Origin of the sequence: Orrella daihaiensis, assembly GCF_022811525.1 — a bacterium.
Taxonomy (GTDB): Bacteria; Pseudomonadota; Gammaproteobacteria; order Burkholderiales; family Burkholderiaceae_B; genus Algicoccus; species Algicoccus daihaiensis.
Genome location: NZ_CP063982.1, coordinates 1,052,427 through 1,069,467, shown reverse-complemented (window position 1 = coordinate 1,069,467; position 17,041 = coordinate 1,052,427). Strand labels below are relative to the sequence as shown.

Annotated in this window: 16 protein-coding genes and 1 tRNA gene; 4 read left to right on the top strand and 13 right to left on the bottom strand. The window is 54.9% G+C overall.

Features of this window, described 5'->3' with window-relative positions:
• Window positions 1–86 precede the first annotated feature (86 nt).
• Together DHf2319_RS05145 and DHf2319_RS05140 are read left to right on the top strand one after the other, a co-directional pair.
• A complete protein-coding gene (locus tag DHf2319_RS05145; RefSeq protein ID WP_243479742.1) occupies window positions 87–1,448 on the top strand; it encodes an ATP-binding protein in 1,362 nt (453 codons plus the stop codon).
• A complete protein-coding gene (locus tag DHf2319_RS05140; protein WP_440137314.1) occupies window positions 1,429–1,638 on the top strand; it encodes a type II toxin-antitoxin system RelE/ParE family toxin in 210 nt (69 codons plus the stop codon). The genes DHf2319_RS05145 and DHf2319_RS05140 overlap by 20 nt, the downstream gene beginning before the upstream one ends.
• A 441-nt stretch (window positions 1,639–2,079) precedes the next feature.
• On the opposite strand, the gene DHf2319_RS05135 is transcribed toward DHf2319_RS05140, so the two are convergent.
• The 4 genes from DHf2319_RS05135 to DHf2319_RS05120 form a co-directional block, all read right to left on the bottom strand.
• Entirely contained in the window at window positions 2,080–2,436 is a 357-nt protein-coding gene (locus DHf2319_RS05135; protein ID WP_243479741.1) for a helix-turn-helix domain-containing protein, read from the bottom strand.
• A complete protein-coding gene (locus DHf2319_RS05130; RefSeq protein ID WP_243479740.1) occupies window positions 2,417–2,800 on the bottom strand; it encodes a type II toxin-antitoxin system RelE/ParE family toxin in 384 nt (127 codons plus the stop codon). Before DHf2319_RS05130 ends, DHf2319_RS05135 begins: the two co-directional genes overlap by 20 nt.
• A 116-nt stretch (window positions 2,801–2,916) precedes the next feature.
• A tRNA-Ile gene (locus DHf2319_RS05125) sits at window positions 2,917–2,995 on the bottom strand.
• Between the two features lie 152 nt (window positions 2,996–3,147).
• A complete protein-coding gene (locus tag DHf2319_RS05120; protein ID WP_243479739.1) occupies window positions 3,148–4,473 on the bottom strand; it encodes a DUF3422 family protein in 1,326 nt (441 codons plus the stop codon).
• A gap of 170 nt (window positions 4,474–4,643) precedes the next feature.
• Between DHf2319_RS05120 and DHf2319_RS05115 the strand changes: the two genes are divergently transcribed.
• Window positions 4,644–5,228, top strand: a complete 585-nt coding sequence (locus tag DHf2319_RS05115) for an HdeD family acid-resistance protein (protein WP_243479738.1) — start codon at window positions 4,644–4,646, stop codon at window positions 5,226–5,228.
• Window positions 5,229–5,271: 43 nt separating this feature from the next.
• On the top strand, window positions 5,272–6,252 hold the full coding sequence (locus DHf2319_RS05110; RefSeq protein ID WP_243479737.1) for an NADPH:quinone reductase: 981 nt from the start codon (window positions 5,272–5,274) through the stop codon (window positions 6,250–6,252).
• Between the two features lie 16 nt (window positions 6,253–6,268).
• Here the strand turns inward: DHf2319_RS05110 and DHf2319_RS05105 are convergent, their stop codons facing one another.
• The 9 genes from DHf2319_RS05105 to hflC all read right to left on the bottom strand — a co-directional run bounded on the left by DHf2319_RS05105 (window position 6,269) and on the right by hflC (window position 17,036).
• Window positions 6,269–6,829, bottom strand: coding sequence for a DUF2062 domain-containing protein (locus DHf2319_RS05105; protein ID WP_243479736.1), 561 nt, complete (start codon window positions 6,827–6,829; stop codon window positions 6,269–6,271).
• Window positions 6,830–6,856: 27 nt separating this feature from the next.
• Window positions 6,857–7,585: an SIMPL domain-containing protein gene (locus tag DHf2319_RS05100; RefSeq protein ID WP_243479735.1), complete on the bottom strand. Its 729-nt coding sequence runs from the start codon at window positions 7,583–7,585 to the stop codon at window positions 6,857–6,859.
• Between the two features lie 29 nt (window positions 7,586–7,614).
• Complete coding sequence (gene rpoD / locus DHf2319_RS05095; RefSeq protein ID WP_243480015.1) at window positions 7,615–9,954, bottom strand: RNA polymerase sigma factor RpoD; 2,340 nt, start codon at window positions 9,952–9,954, stop codon at window positions 7,615–7,617.
• Window positions 9,955–10,641: 687 nt separating this feature from the next.
• The gene (gene dnaG / locus DHf2319_RS05090) at window positions 10,642–12,564 is read right to left on the bottom strand and encodes a DNA primase (protein WP_243479734.1); all 1,923 of its coding nucleotides are present in this window, start codon (window positions 12,562–12,564) and stop codon (window positions 10,642–10,644) included.
• A 36-nt stretch (window positions 12,565–12,600) separates the two neighbouring features.
• Window positions 12,601–12,813, bottom strand: a complete 213-nt coding sequence (gene rpsU / locus DHf2319_RS05085) for a 30S ribosomal protein S21 (RefSeq protein ID WP_243479733.1) — start codon at window positions 12,811–12,813, stop codon at window positions 12,601–12,603.
• Between the two features lie 108 nt (window positions 12,814–12,921).
• Window positions 12,922–13,458 (bottom strand): phosphoribosyltransferase, encoded by a 537-nt coding sequence (locus DHf2319_RS05080; protein ID WP_243479732.1) that lies wholly within the window; start codon window positions 13,456–13,458, stop codon window positions 12,922–12,924.
• Between the two features lie 63 nt (window positions 13,459–13,521).
• Complete coding sequence (locus DHf2319_RS05075; protein ID WP_243479731.1) at window positions 13,522–14,817, bottom strand: adenylosuccinate synthase; 1,296 nt, start codon at window positions 14,815–14,817, stop codon at window positions 13,522–13,524.
• Between the two features lie 9 nt (window positions 14,818–14,826).
• Window positions 14,827–16,035, bottom strand: coding sequence for an ATP phosphoribosyltransferase regulatory subunit (locus DHf2319_RS05070; RefSeq protein ID WP_243479730.1), 1,209 nt, complete (start codon window positions 16,033–16,035; stop codon window positions 14,827–14,829).
• A gap of 125 nt (window positions 16,036–16,160) precedes the next feature.
• Window positions 16,161–17,036, bottom strand: coding sequence for a protease modulator HflC (gene hflC / locus DHf2319_RS05065; RefSeq protein ID WP_243479729.1), 876 nt, complete (start codon window positions 17,034–17,036; stop codon window positions 16,161–16,163).
• Window positions 17,037–17,041 lie beyond the last annotated feature (5 nt).

The window sequence follows — 17,041 nt, the reverse complement described above, 5'->3', positions numbered from 1 at the left end:
GTTAAAAGTGTGTATAAATGCTTTTTATACAATGGTAAAACTGTAAAATTACGCTATAGTCAGGAATTAAATCAGCGAAATACCTCATGCGCAGACACCTAACAGAAGAACTGAAAGCTTGGAGGGCCAAAGCGCAGAGACTACCTTTGCTAATCGACGGTGCTCGTCAGACCGGCAAGACCTACTTGCTAACGACGCTCTTTGCCAAGCAATTCGCTCGTTTCTTACACATCGATTTTCTTGAACGACCAGAGTTTGCTAGTGCCTTCGAAGGTGCGCTGACACCGACCAAGGTGCTAGCCAACCTACAGCTTTTAAGCGGTCAGTCCTTTGATCCAAAGACTGACTTGCTCATTCTTGACGAGATTGGCGAGTGTCCTCGGGCAGTGACATCATTGAAGTATTTTGCCGAGCAAATGCCCGAGGCGTTCGTGGTGGCCAGTGGCTCAAACATCGGTCTGCTGAACTCGTTTCCTGTTGGCAAAGTCGAGCAACACAATCTACGGCCGCTGTCGTTTCACGAGTTTTTAATCGCAAGCGGACAGACCATGTTGGTTGATGCCTTTGAGGCACAGAACAGGTCAAAGGTGGCACATGACCTTCTGATGCAGCAGCTAGTTGACTATTACTTCACCGGCGGTATGCCTGCAGCTGTCAATGCTTGGTTCGGTACCGATGAGTTAAAAGTTCTCGAGCGCATCCAAGCCGTCAGCCGCATTCACGCTGACTTGATTGCCGGCTATCAAAAAGACTTCGGCAAATACGCCGGACGCACAAACGCGCAACTGATTGATGCTGTGTTTAAACAAATACCCGCCCAAATCTCATCAGTCGTTGATGATTCGGTTAAGCGGTTTCGCTTTAAAGATGTACACCCCCCCAAAACTCGTTATGCTGACTTTGAAAGTGCCATCAACTGGCTACACCATTGTCGTTTGGTGCTGCTGAACTATCCGATCGAAGGCCAACCCCGGCTACCACTAGTGGCCTACCGTAAGCCATCGCGAGTCAAACTATTTTTGTTTGACGTGGGATTACTCAATCACATGTTGGGTACCACGTACCAGCAAATCAAACAACAAGCCTACGAGTACAAAGGATTCATCGCAGAAAACTTTGTACAGCAAGAACTAGCCGTACTGGGTGTTGAGCCCACTTACGCTTGGACAGCATCAAACGCAGAGATCGAATTTCTCTTGACTGACAATCTGGGCCATATTGTGCCGGTCGAAGTCAAAAGCGGCGCACGCAGGCGAGCTAAATCTCTGGCCTCATACATCGAACGCTACCAACCGACAAAGACAGTCAAGCTATCAGCTTTGGCTAACGAAACACGGGCCGCACTCAGCCAGTCCCTTCCTACGAATCCGACTGCAACCACGTCGCTACATCTGCCACTTTACGACGTGGCGTTTTTGCCCAAGCTTATTGGGATGGGCTTCATTTGAACGGCAAGCCTTGAGAAAGCTTAAGCTACTCGAGGAGTCCGAACAGATTGACGACTTGAGAATTCCACCAGGCAACCGGCTAGAAGCGTTACGAGGAAGCCGAAAAGGTCAGTACAGCATCCGAATAAACGATCCGAACAAACGATCAACGGCGATTATGTTTCCGGTGGGTTGCCGACGGTGCTTATGATGCTGAAATCGTGGGCTACCATTTGAGCAAGGGACGAAATTGAAACGAATTGATCCCATTCCACCTCGATAAATGCTGCGGGAAGAGTTTTTGAAACCGCTTGGCACTGTAGTTTCAGTGTTGCAAAAGATCAAATAAACTTAGTGTGCAAGCAAAATTCCGCCCAAAAAAGTGTGTAAGCGGTGTGCAAGCAGTTTTTGGCTGTGGTGACTACTAATAAAATCACGCAAACTATTGATTTTATTGATGTATTTGGTGGACCCCCTCGGAGTCGAACCGAGCACCAACGGATTATGAGAAAAGATAATCAAAAGAATCGTTCATTTTTCAGCTAGTTACAAACAAATAACTACGGTGTGTCGCAAAGTGTGTAAGCAAGCCCCGTACGCAATTGTGAAACAACTGCTGTAAAAGCTGCAGAAAGCACCAGACTTGGCGACTTCAAGCAGTTACACGGGTGCGACGTCGCGACTGTCTAGTGGTTGGTCGAGACGCAGGCTGCACACCCAAATGCTCGATAACCACAGGGGGGCGATTGGGAAATTGGGCCACTAGATTTAACTGCCCACCCATACACTCAACGTAGTGGCGCAATGTCGACAACAACATGTCGCTACGTTTTTCAAGCCTGGAGATCGTGTCCTGGCCCACGCCCAACGCAGCGGCCATCTGCGCCTGCGTTTGCTGACTCGCCTGACGCAAATCCTTTAGCGTTGCAAGTTCAAGCGCGCGATCTTCAATGCGTTGACGCCGCTCTTGGGGTAATGCCGCAATTACATCATCGAGTTTTCTTGCCATGCTTTGACTCCTTCTCTTGTAGCGCATGCAAGTGCGCATCGTATCGATCATCAGCGATCGCTATCAAACGCCGGTAAAAGCGCCGCTGATCCGCTCCAACCTTGTCGCCACCCACCAAAAGGATAGCTTGCCGATTAGGGTCGAACGCGAAAGCCACACGCCAAACACCACCCTGCCAGTCAAACCGAAGCTCCTTCATATTCGTGTGACGAGACGCCTTGAGCGTGTCAACCGTCGGGCGACCCAAGTGCGGTCCAAACTGAGCTAGGACCTTCGCGTGCGCCAGCACTTCATCCTGTAAGTCTTCTGCCAATTGGCTGAATTCATCATCGAAATCATCATGAAAAATTACGGTCCAGCTCATTTGTAAATTATGCTCTTAAAAACATATGTATTCAAGTACATACTTAAGTTGATACATTGACGCATGGAATCCCACGGCGAGGTAGAGCCATGTCTCAAGGTTGTACCCTTTGAAAGTGGTGGCCCCCCGGAGAGTCGAACTCCGCACCAACGGATTATGAGTCCGCTGCTCTAACCAAGCATGAGCTAGAGGGCCACTTTGTGAGGACCTGTAGTTTAACCGAGTTCAACGCAGTGTTCAGAAAGCCATTTAGGCTGATTTTGCGCATGCTGAGAACACTACCCCTAAGATCGCGACTCTGCGTTACCAATGCACACAACAAGAGTTGTGGCTCGCGCTGCCTTTTGTCAGTCGTGGGAGATTTTTCGGTGAATCCGACGCACGATCTGCCAGACCACCAAGACGGTGGGCGCAATCGAAAGTCCTGCCACCACGTCTGGTGAGAACGGTAACCAGCCGGCTGTCTTACCGGCTTTGGCAAGGTAGTAAATAAGGCTCACGACATAGTAGGAGATCGCCGCTATCGACAGGCCTTCAACGGTTTGCTGCAGTTTGAGTTGCAGCGCCTGTCCACGGGTGAGCTTTTCCAGGAGCTGCTGGTTTTGTTGTTCGGTCATGATGTTTACGCGCGTGCGCAGTAAATCACTGACCCGACTGACCCGCTCAGACAATGAGTCCAGCCGCTTGGCCGTGGCAGCCACTGTTGCCATGGCCGGACCTAGACGCCGCTCAATGAATTCACCCACCGTTTGAATACCTGGCACAGGGCTCTCGCGCAGCTCCTTGATCCGCTGCAGCACGATGTCGTGATAAGCGGCGGTGGCCGAGAACCGATAGTTGTGATCAGCGTTGGCGCGCTCAATCGTGGCCGCCAATGAGGCCAGATCATGTAGTAATTCCGGATCCTGGCTGGTGGTGCTTTCCACTTCACGCGCAATGGTGGCCAGCGCATTCTCGGCCTCTGACAATTGCGCCCCCAAGGACTTGGCCACTGGCAGTCCTTTGAGTGCCATCAGGCGATAGATCTCCATCTCGATCAAGCGATGGGCCGTGCGGCCGATACGGGCAGGCGATGTATAGGAGGGAGTCAGCACCAACATGCGCTCTACCCCATCGTTCTGCACCCGAAAGTCCGTGAGTACTAACGAATGCCCCTGCGTGCCCAGTCTTGACATCAGGAGCGTGGATTCACCGAACCAGGCTCGCCCAACCTCATTGCCCTGCTCCAACACGTCGTCCAAGCTTTCAAGCACCGTGACCTCAATGGCGGCGATCGTCTGGCCGGGCGCTTCAGAGAACCACTTGGCATAAGGCTCCTGAGCCGCCCGCACTTGGGCAAACCACATCACTGCACTGCGCTGGCTAACTGCCTCTTGGGCGATGGGCAGAACCATGGTGTAACGGGTGAATTCCGTGTGCCGCTCCCACTTGATGTCACCAACCGGCAATCGCACCCTGGCAAAATTCCCGGTGGTTCCTGCCGTATCAGTCTGAGCATTGAGCTTGGCCAGGTGGGCTAGCTCTGAGTCACGCGACACTCCCTCATTTAAAACAGCCAAACAGAACACCACCACGGGGTGCGGCGCTTGACCGACCGGACGCGCATGAATCTCATCATGCAGACGATGACGATCGGGATGCTCCATGGGCAAAGCGGTAACTGAAGTCGACATGTCCGCAAGTAAACCCTATTTTGTGCAAATGCACAATGATCATGCTTAATCGACTGATCACTGCAAGATTGGTGCAAGATTGGCGTGGTTTGGCAGCGCATTGGTATGATCTGTCGTTTAGTTGCTGACAAACGGTTACATCGGCTCATCTAGGCCATACAGAGGACAACATGCAAGACAACAACATCCCACCACTGACTCCCCTACAAAAGCAGATATTTGGGGAGGCCGTCAAACACTCGGGCAAGCTCATCGCCATTGGTGTGCTGCTCGTGGTCTGCGGCATGATTGGTCTGATTGCCGAAACAGCGTTCTCGTATGCCTCGATTTCTATTCTTGGTGCAGTCGCATTTGTGGGCGGCGTATTCATGGCGATCCATGCGTTTCAGTCCAAAGGCTGGCGCACCTTCCTGATTCAGTCCCTATTTGCTGCGCTATACATCGGGCTGGGTGTGTTTGTTTGGATGGCGCCGTTGGCTGCACTCGAGGGATTGACCATCTGGCTGGCAGCACTATTTCTGGTGACAGGGGTCTTGCGCATTATTGCCGCCATTCAAAACGGCTCGGGCGGCAACATGCTGTGGCCTGCGCTTTCCGGGGTGCTAACCATCATTCTGGGCGTGATGATTCTGAACAGCTGGCCAGAAGGCAGCACGTGGGTGCCCGGGCTTTTGTTGGCGATCGAATTGCTGCTGCAAGGCTGGGCACTCGTATTTATTGGGCTAGCGATTAAACGTGCCTCACAGAAACCTTGACCATCACGGCAAGCCCCGCCGTTTAGCGAGGAGGTGATCAAAGATGAAAGCAGCTTGGTATTCCCAAAACGGCAAAGCCAGTGAGGTTCTCACAGTTGGCGACTGGGCTGTGCCGCAGCCAGGCGCTGGCGAGGTTCTGGTGCGGCTACACACGTCTGGGGTTAACCCCTCGGATGTGAAGTCACGTGCAGGCCGACCACTGGCGTTTGATCGCATCATCCCGCACAGCGATGGTGCGGGCGTCGTTGAAGCGGTCGGTGCTGGTGTTGATCAAACTCGGATCGGTCAGCGTGTCTGGATCTGGAACGGTCAATGGCAACGTGCCATGGGCACCTGCGCCGAATTCATCGCCTTGCCTGCCGCGCAAGCGGTGGCTTTACCAGACCATGTGAGTTTTGAAGCGGGGGCCTGCCTGGGAATCCCGGCGCTAACTGCCTGGCAGGCGATTGAGCACGCCGGTGACGTGTCCGGCAAAACGGTATTGATCATTGGAGCAGCTAACGCCGTGGGTGCTTACTGCGTGCAAATGGCCAAGCGCAAAGGCGCCCGAGTAATCGGCACTGTTGGCAGCAGCGCCAAATCCGAACTGGCTAAAAGGCTTGGTGCGGATCACACGGTGAACTATAAGGAACAGCACTGCACCGAAAACGTGATTGAATTGGCTGGCGCCGGTGGGGTCGATGTCATCATCGATATGGACTTCTCGAGCGTGGATCAGTTTGTGGTGGGTGGTGCTCTAAAGCGCCACGGCACCATTGTTTGTTACGGATCCAACGACATGACACGCGTGTCGTTTGACTTTAAAACTTGGCTGTATAACTCGGTCACGCTCAAACTGTTTCTGGTGTACGACCTAAGCGATGCACAACGGCAGCAGGCAGTTCAAGGCCTGACCCTGTTGTTACAACAAAACGCGCTTGAGCATTTGATTGGTGAGCGCTTTAAGCTTGAGCAGGTGGCTGCCGCACATCAGGCGGTTGAGCAAGGCAGCTCCGTTGGCAACGTCGTGATCGACCTTGTCTGACCAGGTCGCAACCAACCTAGTCGTCAAGCGAATTGGCAAAGCGGCGCTGGCGTTTACGGTAGCGTAAAACAATAGCCAAGCGCCAAAGCAAACTCACCAGCAAATAACAAAGCAGCGAGCCCACCGTGGCAAATAATGCCAAGCCGGTAAAAAGTGGTGCGGCCACATCACCGATGCGGTCAATCCAGCCTGTGCTGGTCACGCTGATCTGGCTCATCTGCTCAGCCAGCATCGCTTCGGTCACTTCGGCGCCCTGATCCCCAAGCAACCAGTCACCAAACTGATAAGCCAGGAAGTACACCGGCGCAAACGTAAATGGATTGGTCACCAGTGTGCTGGTCACCGCAATCGCAAGATTAGCCCGCAAGAGCACCGCCGCAAGGGCCGCAAAGGGTATTTGCGCCAGCGGAATCAGCAACCCCCAAAACACACCGATCGCAAGCCCCAAGGCGATGCTGCGGCGATTGATTTGCCAAAGACTTGGCTTGGTCAGCGTGGGCCCTAGCCAGCGCAACATTTTGTGTTGCGAGACTTTGTCCGAAGCTGGCAGATACTTCTTAACCCGCTTGGCAACCATGGCAGCCCCCGGACATTGTTAGCCTCTTTACTTCAAGAGAAATTCAAACGTGCTGACCACCCGCAGGCGCTTGCCGATGGTCAAACCCGAACTATAGCCATCAGAGCCATCATCATCCAGAATCTGGATCGCGCCCTGGTTGGCCCGTCTCAAGTCGCCTAGCGTGGCGCCAGCATCGGTGGCAAACTGCTCTGCCTGTTCACGCGCATTGGTCACGGCTGCTTCGAGCAACTGCGGCTTGACCTCATTAAAGCCTCGCAGGAAGTAGCGTGGCGCCCCACCCATTGGGCCATCTTGCGACAGCGCCACACCTTGGGTGATCAGAGGGTCAACGGCGTTGGACGCCCTAGCCACCAAATCCACACGTGCCGAGCGCACTAACACCGAGCCTTCGCCGGTGTAGCGCAACGCCACGTCCTGCTGACCGTACTCCCTGGCCATCAAGTCGGTGATGCGAAGCGGGCGCAGCTCGATCTCCTGATCATTAAAGCCCTGCCCGCGCAAGAACGCAGCCACGGCTTCACGATCTGCAGTCAATTCAGACCTAACTGCTTGATAGTCACCACCAGCACGGCGAAACGACAGGGTCCAGATCGCAAAATCGCTTTTGACGTCTTGCTCTGCCAGACCCTTGATCGTAATGAAGCGCTCAGCCTGGCGAAACCCTTCAAGGCCCTGACCCACAAACCAGCCGCCCACGCCGACGCCGGCGGCAATCAAGATAGCAGGCAGGATCTTTTGACTGAAAGCGGACATCGCCATCTCCGAAACTCGAGACCCTAAGCTTACTGGTTTTCCAGGAAGCTGCGCAGTTTATCGGCGCGGCTCGGGTGACGCAGTTTACGTAATGCCTTGGCTTCTATTTGACGAATGCGCTCACGCGTGACGTCAAACTGCTTGCCGACCTCTTCCAGGGTTTGGTCCGAACTCATCTCAACCCCAAATCGCATACGCAACACCTTGGCCTCGCGAGGCGTGAGCGAATCGAGCACCTCTTTGACCACATCGCGCATCGAACCATGCAAAGCAGCTTCGGCTGGCAACAAGTTGTTGATGTCTTCGATGAAGTCACCCAAATGGGAGTCATCATCATCACCAATCGGGGTTTCCATCGAAATCGGCTCTTTGGCGATCTTCAGAATCTTGCGGATCTTGTCCTCTGGCATGTCCATCTTGGCAGCCAAGGTCGCTGGATCAGGCTCTGCACCGGTTTCCTGCAAGATCTGACGGCTGATACGGTTCATCTTGTTGATGGTCTCAATCATGTGAACCGGGATGCGGATGGTACGGGCCTGGTCAGCGATTGAACGCGTGATGGCCTGACGGATCCACCAGGTCGCGTAGGTCGAGAACTTGTAGCCACGGCGGTATTCAAATTTGTCCACCGCCTTCATCAAGCCGATGTTGCCTTCCTGGATCAAGTCGAGAAACTGCAAACCGCGGTTGGTATATTTCTTGGCAATCGAGATCACCAGACGCAAGTTCGCCTCGGTCATCTCGCGCTTGGCTTTACGGGCTTTCGCTTCGCCGGTGGCCATGCGCTTGTTGACCTCTTTGAGATCCTTCAACGGCAGAACCACACGGTTTTGCAGGTCGATCATTTTTTGTTGCAGTTCCTGCACCGCAGGCACGTGGCGCTCAAGAATGACCGAGTAAGGGTGGCCTGCTGCCACTTCCTGCAAGACCCATTGCAAATTGGTCTCATTGCCGGGGAAGATTTTGATGAAATGCTGACGCGGCATGCCGGCCCGATCCACGCAGGTATAGAGCACAGCACGCTCTAGCTCGCGCACCTCTTCGACCTGACCACGCAGGGTGTCGGCCAAACGCTCCACCATCTTGGCGGTAAAGCGAATACCCATCATCTCGTTCTGAATGGCATCTTGTGCCTTCATGTAGCCGGCAGATTTATAGCCTTCCTTCTGATAGGCCATGCGCATCTTCTCGAACTCGCGCTCGACGATCTCGAACTTGGCCATGGACTGAACCCGCAAGTCTTCGAGCTGCTTGCTGCTCATGCCACCAGCCGGACCGTCCTCGTCGGCTTCATCCGACACACCGGCACCTGCATACTCTTCACCATCGTCCGTCACCAAACCGTCGACGATCTCCTCAATCTGGGCAGCGCCTTCCTTGACACGTTGCACATGGGCGAGAATCTCGTTGATGGTGGTCGGACAAGCCGAAATCGCCATGACCATGTGCTTTAGGCCTTCTTCGATTCGCTTGGCGATCTCAATCTCGCCTTCGCGCGTCAGCAACTCAACCGTACCCATCTCCCGCATGTACATACGGACTGGATCGGTGGTACGCCCAAAATCTGAGTCCACCGTGGTCAAGGCTGCATCAGCCTCGTCTTCAACGTCGTCATCGCTGGCGGCAACCGGCGCGTTCTCGCTCATGAGCAGCGTCTCGGCATCGGGTGCCTGATCGTAGACCGCAATGCCCATGTCACTGAACGTGCTGATGATGCCGTCAATGGCTTCGGCATCAACCAGATCGTCGGGCAGATGATCGTTGATCTCACCGTAGGTCAGGTAGCCGCGGTCTTTGCCAAGCTTGATCAATTGCTTTAGGCGGTTACGACGAGCCTCATACTCTTCTGGCGTCATCGGTCCTTTGGCGATCAGATCACGGGCGTCGCCCTTGCCACGCTTGCCGCGCTTGACTGGCTTGATCTCCGGGATCACCTCGCCTTCGCCACTGTCCACATCATCATCAAAACCGTCATCCTGATTGGCGTTCTTGGATGGGCGACCCGGACGACGACCGGTGGGCGTCTTGCCTTTCTTGGCCTTGGGTGGTGCGAACTCATCCTCGTCATCATCATCGCTGCTGTCCTCAGCGCCTGCGCCTTTGGCGCGAGCCTTGCGGGCAACGGCAGTGTCTTTTTGTGCTTTGGCTGATTTGTCTGCTTTGGTGGCAGCCGCCTTGGTGGCGACTTTGGTGGCTGCTTTGGTGACTGGCTTGCCCGCAGCTTTGGCTACGGGCTTGGCCACTGCCTTCTTGGCTGCCGGCTTGGCAACCGCTTTGGTGGCTTTGGCCGCCGGTTTGGCAACAGCCTTGGTGGCCGCTTTGCTGACTGCTTTGGTTTCTGTGGCTTTCGCCTTTGCTACCGACTTCATGGTTTCCTTCGTGGGTGATGCAGACCGCTTGTTCGCAACTGTCTTGGTTGCCGTTTTAGCGGTGGTTTTAGCAGTGGGTTTGGTCGTGGTTTTACTAGCGCTGGGTTTGGACACCGCCTTTTTGGCTGGTGCTTTCACAGCTTTGGTGCTCGCGGTTTTACCGGCCTTGGACTTCACAACTGCTGCCTTCTTGGCAACGGGTTTGACGGTGGTTTTGCTGGGCTTTGCAGCCGAGGCAGCCACTGTTTTGTGTTTGGTTGTGGTCTCAGTCGTTTTTTTGGTCTGGCGGCGTGTCGTCATCATTGTCCCGTGGTTGGTTCAGGTGATACGTATCATTTCGCCACCATACCGCCGGCGGCGCAGGACCAGGATTAGCCTGACCCCAGGTTTGAAGTGACAGCTAGCCGGACGATGAACGCAAGGCGATCGTCTGTAACCGCGACACTTCGGGTATTGCCCAGTATGCTTGCTTGAGACGATTCACAGGCTGTTTGCCCATCCACCCCTTGCCGGTATTCCGATGCCGATGCATTTTGCCGGTCGGTGACAAAGTGGTTTGTTGTGAAAGCGTGAAGCAACCTGTAATTGTACCTGTAACTCAGTGTTTATACGTAAAGAAACTGTCAGTTCGCATAAATTCAGGCCGTTTCACACCGTAACCCGCGGTTTCCCGCTTAGTTTCCCGAATCAGTTTCCTTTGCTCACGCTCGTTAGACCCTGTATTCGCTTGGCAAGTTCCTGATAACGCTCAATCGATGCCTGGTCACCCAGGCCTTGCGTCACGAGGCTGGCTTGCTCACGCTTTAGGCTATCTAGCTCAATGCGCGCCAGCGCATCCTCCCATTCAGCCTCGGGTGCCGGCAAATCCATCTGCGCCATGAGCTCGCCAGACAAGCCAGTCAGTACCTGTGCCAGGTCGCTGTCAGGGTCAGCCGCCTCAAGTAACGCCCCTAAATGACGTGCACCAGTGGCTTGCACCAGCAGCACAAACTCTTTGACCAGGATGAGATTGTCATTGCCCTCTAACACTTCGAGCTGCTGCTCGCCGAGTTGTTCGGCCAGCTCCGGGTGCGCCAATAAAAGCGAGAGCAACCGTTTGGCCAACGGGGCCACTGCCCGACGCCTGTCGGATCTGGAGGCCGATCTTAACTCCCACGGCGGCACCGCCGCTTCCCCTGCTCTGGCCTCAGACGACTCGATGTCTGGCCCGCGATGCGGGCTGGCGCGCTCGGACGCGGGCAGCGAGCGCGCCGTGGGCTGGTCGGCTGACCACGTCGGTGTCGCGCTGGCCGCGCTGGACTGTCTTTGAGCAAGCCTGAGGTCCGAGGCCATCAACCCGTCTAATTCCTCCCGCGTTAACCTGACACGACTCGCAAATTCGTTCAGAACCTGGTGCTTTAAGGCGCCGTCGGGAATCTGTGCCAGGATCGGTACCGCCTCATGCACACAGGCTGAGCGCCCCTCGGGCTCGTCTAGTCGATGGCGTTCTGACAACTCATCAAGCAAGAACGATGACAGTGCCACTGCATCTTTGATACATGCCTTAAATGCGGCTTGCCCAAACTCACGAATGTAGGTGTCAGGGTCGTGCCCTGCCGGCAAAAACAAAAACCGAACCGACAGGTCATCACGTAACAAGGGCAACGCAGTCTGCAGTGCGCGCCAAGCGGCGCGGCGACCGGCGCTGTCCCCATCAAAACTAAACACAATTCGATGGGTCAGCCGTATAAGCTTGCGCAAGTGATCGGCCGTGGTCGCTGTGCCCAGCGTTGCCACGGCGTTTTCTACGCCAAGCTGTGCCAAGCCCACCACATCCATGTAGCCTTCGACCACGATGACCTGATCTTCAGTCCGGATAGCTTGTCGACCTTCCCAAGCACCATAGAGCTCCTGACCTTTGCTAAACACCGGGGTTTCTGGCGAATTCAGGTACTTGGGTTCGCCCTTGTCGATAATCCGGCCACCAAACCCAATCAACTCACCCTTCATGTTGCGAATCGGGAACATCACCCGACCACGAAACCGGTCATAACGGCGACCATCGTCTGACTCGATTACCAGTCCGGCTTCAACGAGTAGCGGGTCTTCGTAGCGACCAAATACCGTGGCTAATCCCTGGCGACTCTCTGGCGCCCAACCGAGGCCATATCGCGCGGCGATTTGGCCGGTCAGACCGCGGGACTTCAGATATTGCACTGCCGGGGGATGGTCTTTTAACTGTGCCTTGTAAAAGTCCTGTGCTTTATCCAGCACTGCTGAATGGGCGTTTTGCTCTTGACGTCGTTGAGCCGCGCGAGCCCGGGTGGCAGGACTGGTGTTTGATTCCGGGACCTGCATCCCGACGGTAGAGGCCAGGGTTCGTACCGCCTCCTGGAAGCTTGCGCCACTGTGCTGCATCAGAAACCCGATGGCACTGCCGTGGGCACCGCAACCGAAGCAATGGAAGAATTGCTTAGACGGACTGACCGTGAACGATGGAGATTTTTCTTGATGGAACGGGCACAGGCCAAGCAAATTGGCACCGCCCTTTCGAAGCTGCACGTAACGGCCAACCACGTCGACAACGTCGACGCGGGCGAGCAGCTCTTGTATGAAGGAATCCGGGATCAAGGCAGGCGCGCGGTACGCGACAGCTTGCGCCCGCGATTAATAGAGGCGTGGCGGCAGTTGCTGGCTACGAATGCGCTTGTAATGGCGCTTGATGGCAGCAGCATGCTTGCGCTTGCGCTCAGCGGTTGGCTTTTCGTAGAACTCACGAGCACGCAACTCGGTCAACAGACCCGTTTTTTCGATCGTGCGCTTAAAGCGACGCATCGCAACTTCAAACGGCTCATTTTCTTTCAGGCGAACAATTGGCATAGGTGTATTTCGTATCAAAGAGATTACGCGAAGCCCGTTAATATAGCACAGGCGGACCATAAAAACGCCAGCAATCAAACTGCAGTCACTGACAAATTGGGACTGATATTAAGCACCATTTTGGTGCGTTTTCTTTAACTCGTCCAGCGTGAGCGTGTCGTATGCCTCAAACGGTTGGTGAATCCAGGGATTATCCTCTAGATACACGCTGTGATAGTCCGGACTGACTACCGAATGCGCCTTCCACCACACCACTGCCGTACGTAACTCTTTAATCGCTGGGTATGAGGACAGCAGATGTCCGCGCACCTTGCCAAATGTCAGACCGGTGTCGACCATGTCATCGACCAACAGCACGCGTCCCGACGGCGATCCATAAGCCATTGAAATGTAGGGTGCGATATCGAGCTGTCCCTGCTCACGCCCGGCGTTTTCTCGATAGCTGCTCGCTGACAGGATTGCCAATGGGATGCGGTTCAGGCGCGAGAGCACATCACCGACCCGCATACCGCCGCGCGCCAAACAAATAATCTGGTCAAAGACCCAGCCCGAATCGTGAATCTTGACCGCCAAGTCTTCGATCAACCGGTTGTATTCGTCCCAGCTGTACCAGACATCGCGAGCGGTATTGGGTGGATTGGCCATGGGTGTGTCTTAATTTGCAAGCTTGTTCAATGACTCTAACCGATGATTTTCGCCAGTGCCTGATCAAGACTTGAAGGGATGACGTAAAAGAATGGTTTCTTCGCGGTCTGGTCCAGTAGACACCATGTCAATCGGGACTTCACAGACCTCGGAGATTCGCATCAAGTATTGACGAGCATTTGCTGGCAGTTTATCAAACTCGGTAATGCCCACGGTAGATTCGGACCAGCCGGGCAGCTCCTCAAACACAGGCTCAGCACGCGCGACTTCAGCTGCGCCAAACGGCAGCAGCTCCGTGAATTCGCCGTTAATGCGATAACCCACCCCTAACTGTATGGTGGGCAAACCATCAAGCACATCCAGCTTGGTAATGCACAACCCGGAAATGCCATTGATTTGCACCGACCGCTTCAATGCCGCCCCATCAAACCAACCGCAACGCCGGGCACGGCCGGTGACCGAGCCAAACTCTTTGCCCACTGAAGCCAAATGCGCACCCGTTTCATCCTCTAGCTCGGTCGGAAACGGCCCAGAACCCACTCGCGTGGTGTAGGCCTTGGTGATACCCAAGACATGATGCAAACTTTGCGGTCCAACGCCAGCACCGGTTGCTGCCGCGCCCGAGAGGCAATTGCTGCTGGTCACAAACGGGTATGTGCCGTGGTCGATGTCAAGCAATGCACCTTGGGCACCTTCGAACAACAGGTTTTGTCCATCTTTTTGTGCCTGATTCAATAACCGACTGACGTCAGCCACCATGGGTTCAAGCGCTGGCGCAAAGCCCATGGCCTGCTCATAGACCTCATCGACTGATACTGCGGGTGCACCAAGATACTGAGTCAAGGTGAAGTTATGCAAATCAAGCACTTCTTCGAGCTTGGCTCGAAACGCCGCCGGATCGTAAAGGTCCTGCACTCGTAACGCCCGACGCGCGACCTTGTCTTCATAGGCAGGGCCAATGCCACGACCGGTGGTGCCGATCTTGGCATCACCGCGCTTGGCCTCACGGGCCTGATCCAGAGCAATGTGATAAGGCAGGATCAATGGGCACGCTGGCGCGATACGCAACCGTTCGCGCACATTCAAACCCGCTTGCTCAAGCTCACCGATTTCAGTCAATAGCGCTTGCGGGGACAGCACCACACCGTTACCGATGTAGCACATGGTGTTGGGATGCATAATGCCCGAGGGGATCAACCGCAAAATCGTCTTTTGTCCTTTGATCCAAAGCGTGTGGCCAGCGTTGTGACCACCTTGAAACCGCACCACGCCTTGGGCAGACTCAGCGAGCCAATCGACGATCTTGCCCTTGCCCTCATCACCCCACTGGGTGCCAATCACTACAACGTTTTTGCTCATGATATTGACTTACGAATTGGAATTGGAGTTGGGTTTAGCCGTTGTGTTAACCGGCCGAACCACCCATTGCTGGCCATCACGCGCCAGCTCCCGATCAAAAATAAACTCGTCGTGTGCCACAGACTCACCGGGCAATAACTGCACCACGATTTCTCCATCGGCACGCAACTGGGCTACCAGTTGTGTGAGCGCCTGGTCGTCAGCGCCGCTAGATGGCGCCAGAATGGCTGCCGCTGGCTCAGCCTGACCGAACGATCGTGCCAGTCGAATCAGATCCATACTAAAGCCAGTCGCAGCGCGCGCACGACCAAACGCCGCACCGACGTTGTCGTAACGCCCACCGCGCACCAGTGCATCATGCCAATCCGATGCATAAATCGAGAACGTCACACCGGAGTGATAACCGTATGCACCCACATCGGCCAGATCCAGACTGATTTTCTCGCCAGCGAGCTTGGTAACCAGCGTCTTTAATGATTCCAGCGCTGCACTCACGCCCTTAAATACCGATAGGCTGGCAGCGCGCTCCAAGACCTCAGCGCCACCATACAGTCTTGGCAACAGTTCCAGCGCGGCCACGACCGGCTCGCTAACACTTGGCCCACCCATGCCATCATCACGCAAGCTGGCGATGCCTGGCAGATCCTTGTCGCGCAACAGCGCCACAATCTCATCGGCGCGAGCCTGGGCTGCCGGGTCACTGTTAATGATGGCCTGCACCAGACCATCATGACAAAGCACCAGCTGGCCGTTACTGACACCAGCGAGCTTCAGACTTTCAATGGCTAGCCGAATGATTTCAAGGTCGGCTTCAATGCCTGCGTGGCCATAGACTTCAGCGCCAATTTGCAGTTGCTCACGGCTTGCGACCAGACCAGCAGGTCGCGCATGCAACACGGGGCCGCAATAGCAAAGACGGGTCACGCCCGGTCGGTTCAAGAGGTGCGCATCGATGCGGGTGATCTGCGGCGTCATGTCAGCGCGCAGGCCCAGGGTGCGACCCGATAGTTGGTCCACCAGCTTGAAGGTTTTAAGACTCAAGTCCTTGCCTGCGCCCGTCAGAAGCGACTCGATGTATTCGAGCATGGGCGGCGAGACCGTCTCAAACCCGAAGGTACGAAACAAATCCAGCAACTTGCGACGCAAGTCCTCAATCTGTCGTGCCTGTGCCGGCAAAATATCAGCCAGGTAGTCAGGCAGTAGCCAGTTGCCGTTCATGGTGTTTATCTGTTTTACCCAAAAGAAAAGCGGCCTGGGGCGCGAACCCAACAAGCCGCCATTTAACGATTCTATTGTCCTATCGCTAGGCTTGCACGGCATTATACCGTGCAAGTCCACTCGTATTAGTTACCGGTCGGAGACTTCATGAACCTAAAGAAATCCGATGTGGGATCCACAACGAGCACATCACTGGATTTACCAAATGCCGCACGGTAGGCTTCTAGGCTCTTGTAGAAGCTATAGAAATCAGCATCCTTGCCGTAAGCGTCACCGTATAAGGCTGCCGCACTGGCATCGCCCTCACCCATGACTGCTTGGGCTTTCGCGTAGGCTTCGGCCAGAATCTGCTCGCGTTCACGATCAGCACCGGCACGAATCTTCTCACCTTCGGCCGCACCGATAGAGCGCAACTCGTTGGCCACTCGTAAACGCTCTGACTCCATGCGTCGGTACACCGACTCGGCAATCTCGGGCGCAAACTCGATACGCTTTAGACGCACGTCAACAATATCCACTCCTAGCGGGGCTGCGCGCTTGCGCACATTGTCACGCACCTCTTCCATGATCACATCGCGCTCAAGCGCCACCACATCACGCACCGTGCGGATGTTGACCGAGGCGTTCAAGGCATCACGAATCTGCGCTTGCAAGCGCAACTGAGCAGCGCGCTCATTGCCTGCAAAGGTCACGTAGTACAAACGCGGATCGGTGATGCGCCACTTCACGAACGAGTCGATCAACAGGTTTTTCTTCTCTGATGTCTGAATGCGTTCGGCATCCTGGCTCTCAATCGTCAAAAGACGTTTGTCGAGCATCACGATGTTTTGAAACGGCGGCGGCAGTTTGAAGTACAACCCCGGCTCGGTGATCACCCGACGAACCTCACCGAGTGCAAAGACTAGCGCGTAGTCTCGCTCACGCACAATAAACACAGACGTTGACAGAATCCCGACCACAACAGCCAGGGCAACGAGTAGCGCGGTCACTTTGTTACTCATGATTT

What these genes read in the sequence shown, in the direction of transcription:
- DHf2319_RS05145 (WP_243479742.1), top strand. Translation starts at nt 87, where the DNA reads ATGCGCAGACACCTAACAGAAGAACTGAAAGCTTGGAGGGCCAAAGCG.
- DHf2319_RS05135 (WP_243479741.1), bottom strand. Translation starts at nt 2,436, where the DNA reads ATGGCAAGAAAACTCGATGATGTAATTGCGGCATTACCCCAAGAGCGG.
- DHf2319_RS05130 (WP_243479740.1), bottom strand. Translation starts at nt 2,800, where the DNA reads ATGAGCTGGACCGTAATTTTTCATGATGATTTCGATGATGAATTCAGC.
- DHf2319_RS05120 (WP_243479739.1), bottom strand. Translation starts at nt 4,473, where the DNA reads ATGTCGACTTCAGTTACCGCTTTGCCCATGGAGCATCCCGATCGTCAT.
- DHf2319_RS05115 (WP_243479738.1), top strand. Translation starts at nt 4,644, where the DNA reads ATGCAAGACAACAACATCCCACCACTGACTCCCCTACAAAAGCAGATA.
- DHf2319_RS05110 (WP_243479737.1), top strand. Translation starts at nt 5,272, where the DNA reads ATGAAAGCAGCTTGGTATTCCCAAAACGGCAAAGCCAGTGAGGTTCTC.
- DHf2319_RS05105 (WP_243479736.1), bottom strand. Translation starts at nt 6,829, where the DNA reads ATGGTTGCCAAGCGGGTTAAGAAGTATCTGCCAGCTTCGGACAAAGTC.
- DHf2319_RS05100 (WP_243479735.1), bottom strand. Translation starts at nt 7,585, where the DNA reads ATGTCCGCTTTCAGTCAAAAGATCCTGCCTGCTATCTTGATTGCCGCC.
- rpoD (WP_243480015.1), bottom strand. Translation starts at nt 9,954, where the DNA reads ATGAAGTCGGTAGCAAAGGCGAAAGCCACAGAAACCAAAGCAGTCAGC.
- rpsU (WP_243479733.1), bottom strand. Translation starts at nt 12,813, where the DNA reads ATGCCAATTGTTCGCCTGAAAGAAAATGAGCCGTTTGAAGTTGCGATG.
- DHf2319_RS05080 (WP_243479732.1), bottom strand. Translation starts at nt 13,458, where the DNA reads ATGGCCAATCCACCCAATACCGCTCGCGATGTCTGGTACAGCTGGGAC.
- DHf2319_RS05075 (WP_243479731.1), bottom strand. Translation starts at nt 14,817, where the DNA reads ATGAGCAAAAACGTTGTAGTGATTGGCACCCAGTGGGGTGATGAGGGC.
- DHf2319_RS05070 (WP_243479730.1), bottom strand. Translation starts at nt 16,035, where the DNA reads ATGAACGGCAACTGGCTACTGCCTGACTACCTGGCTGATATTTTGCCG.
- hflC (WP_243479729.1), bottom strand. Translation starts at nt 17,036, where the DNA reads ATGAGTAACAAAGTGACCGCGCTACTCGTTGCCCTGGCTGTTGTGGTC.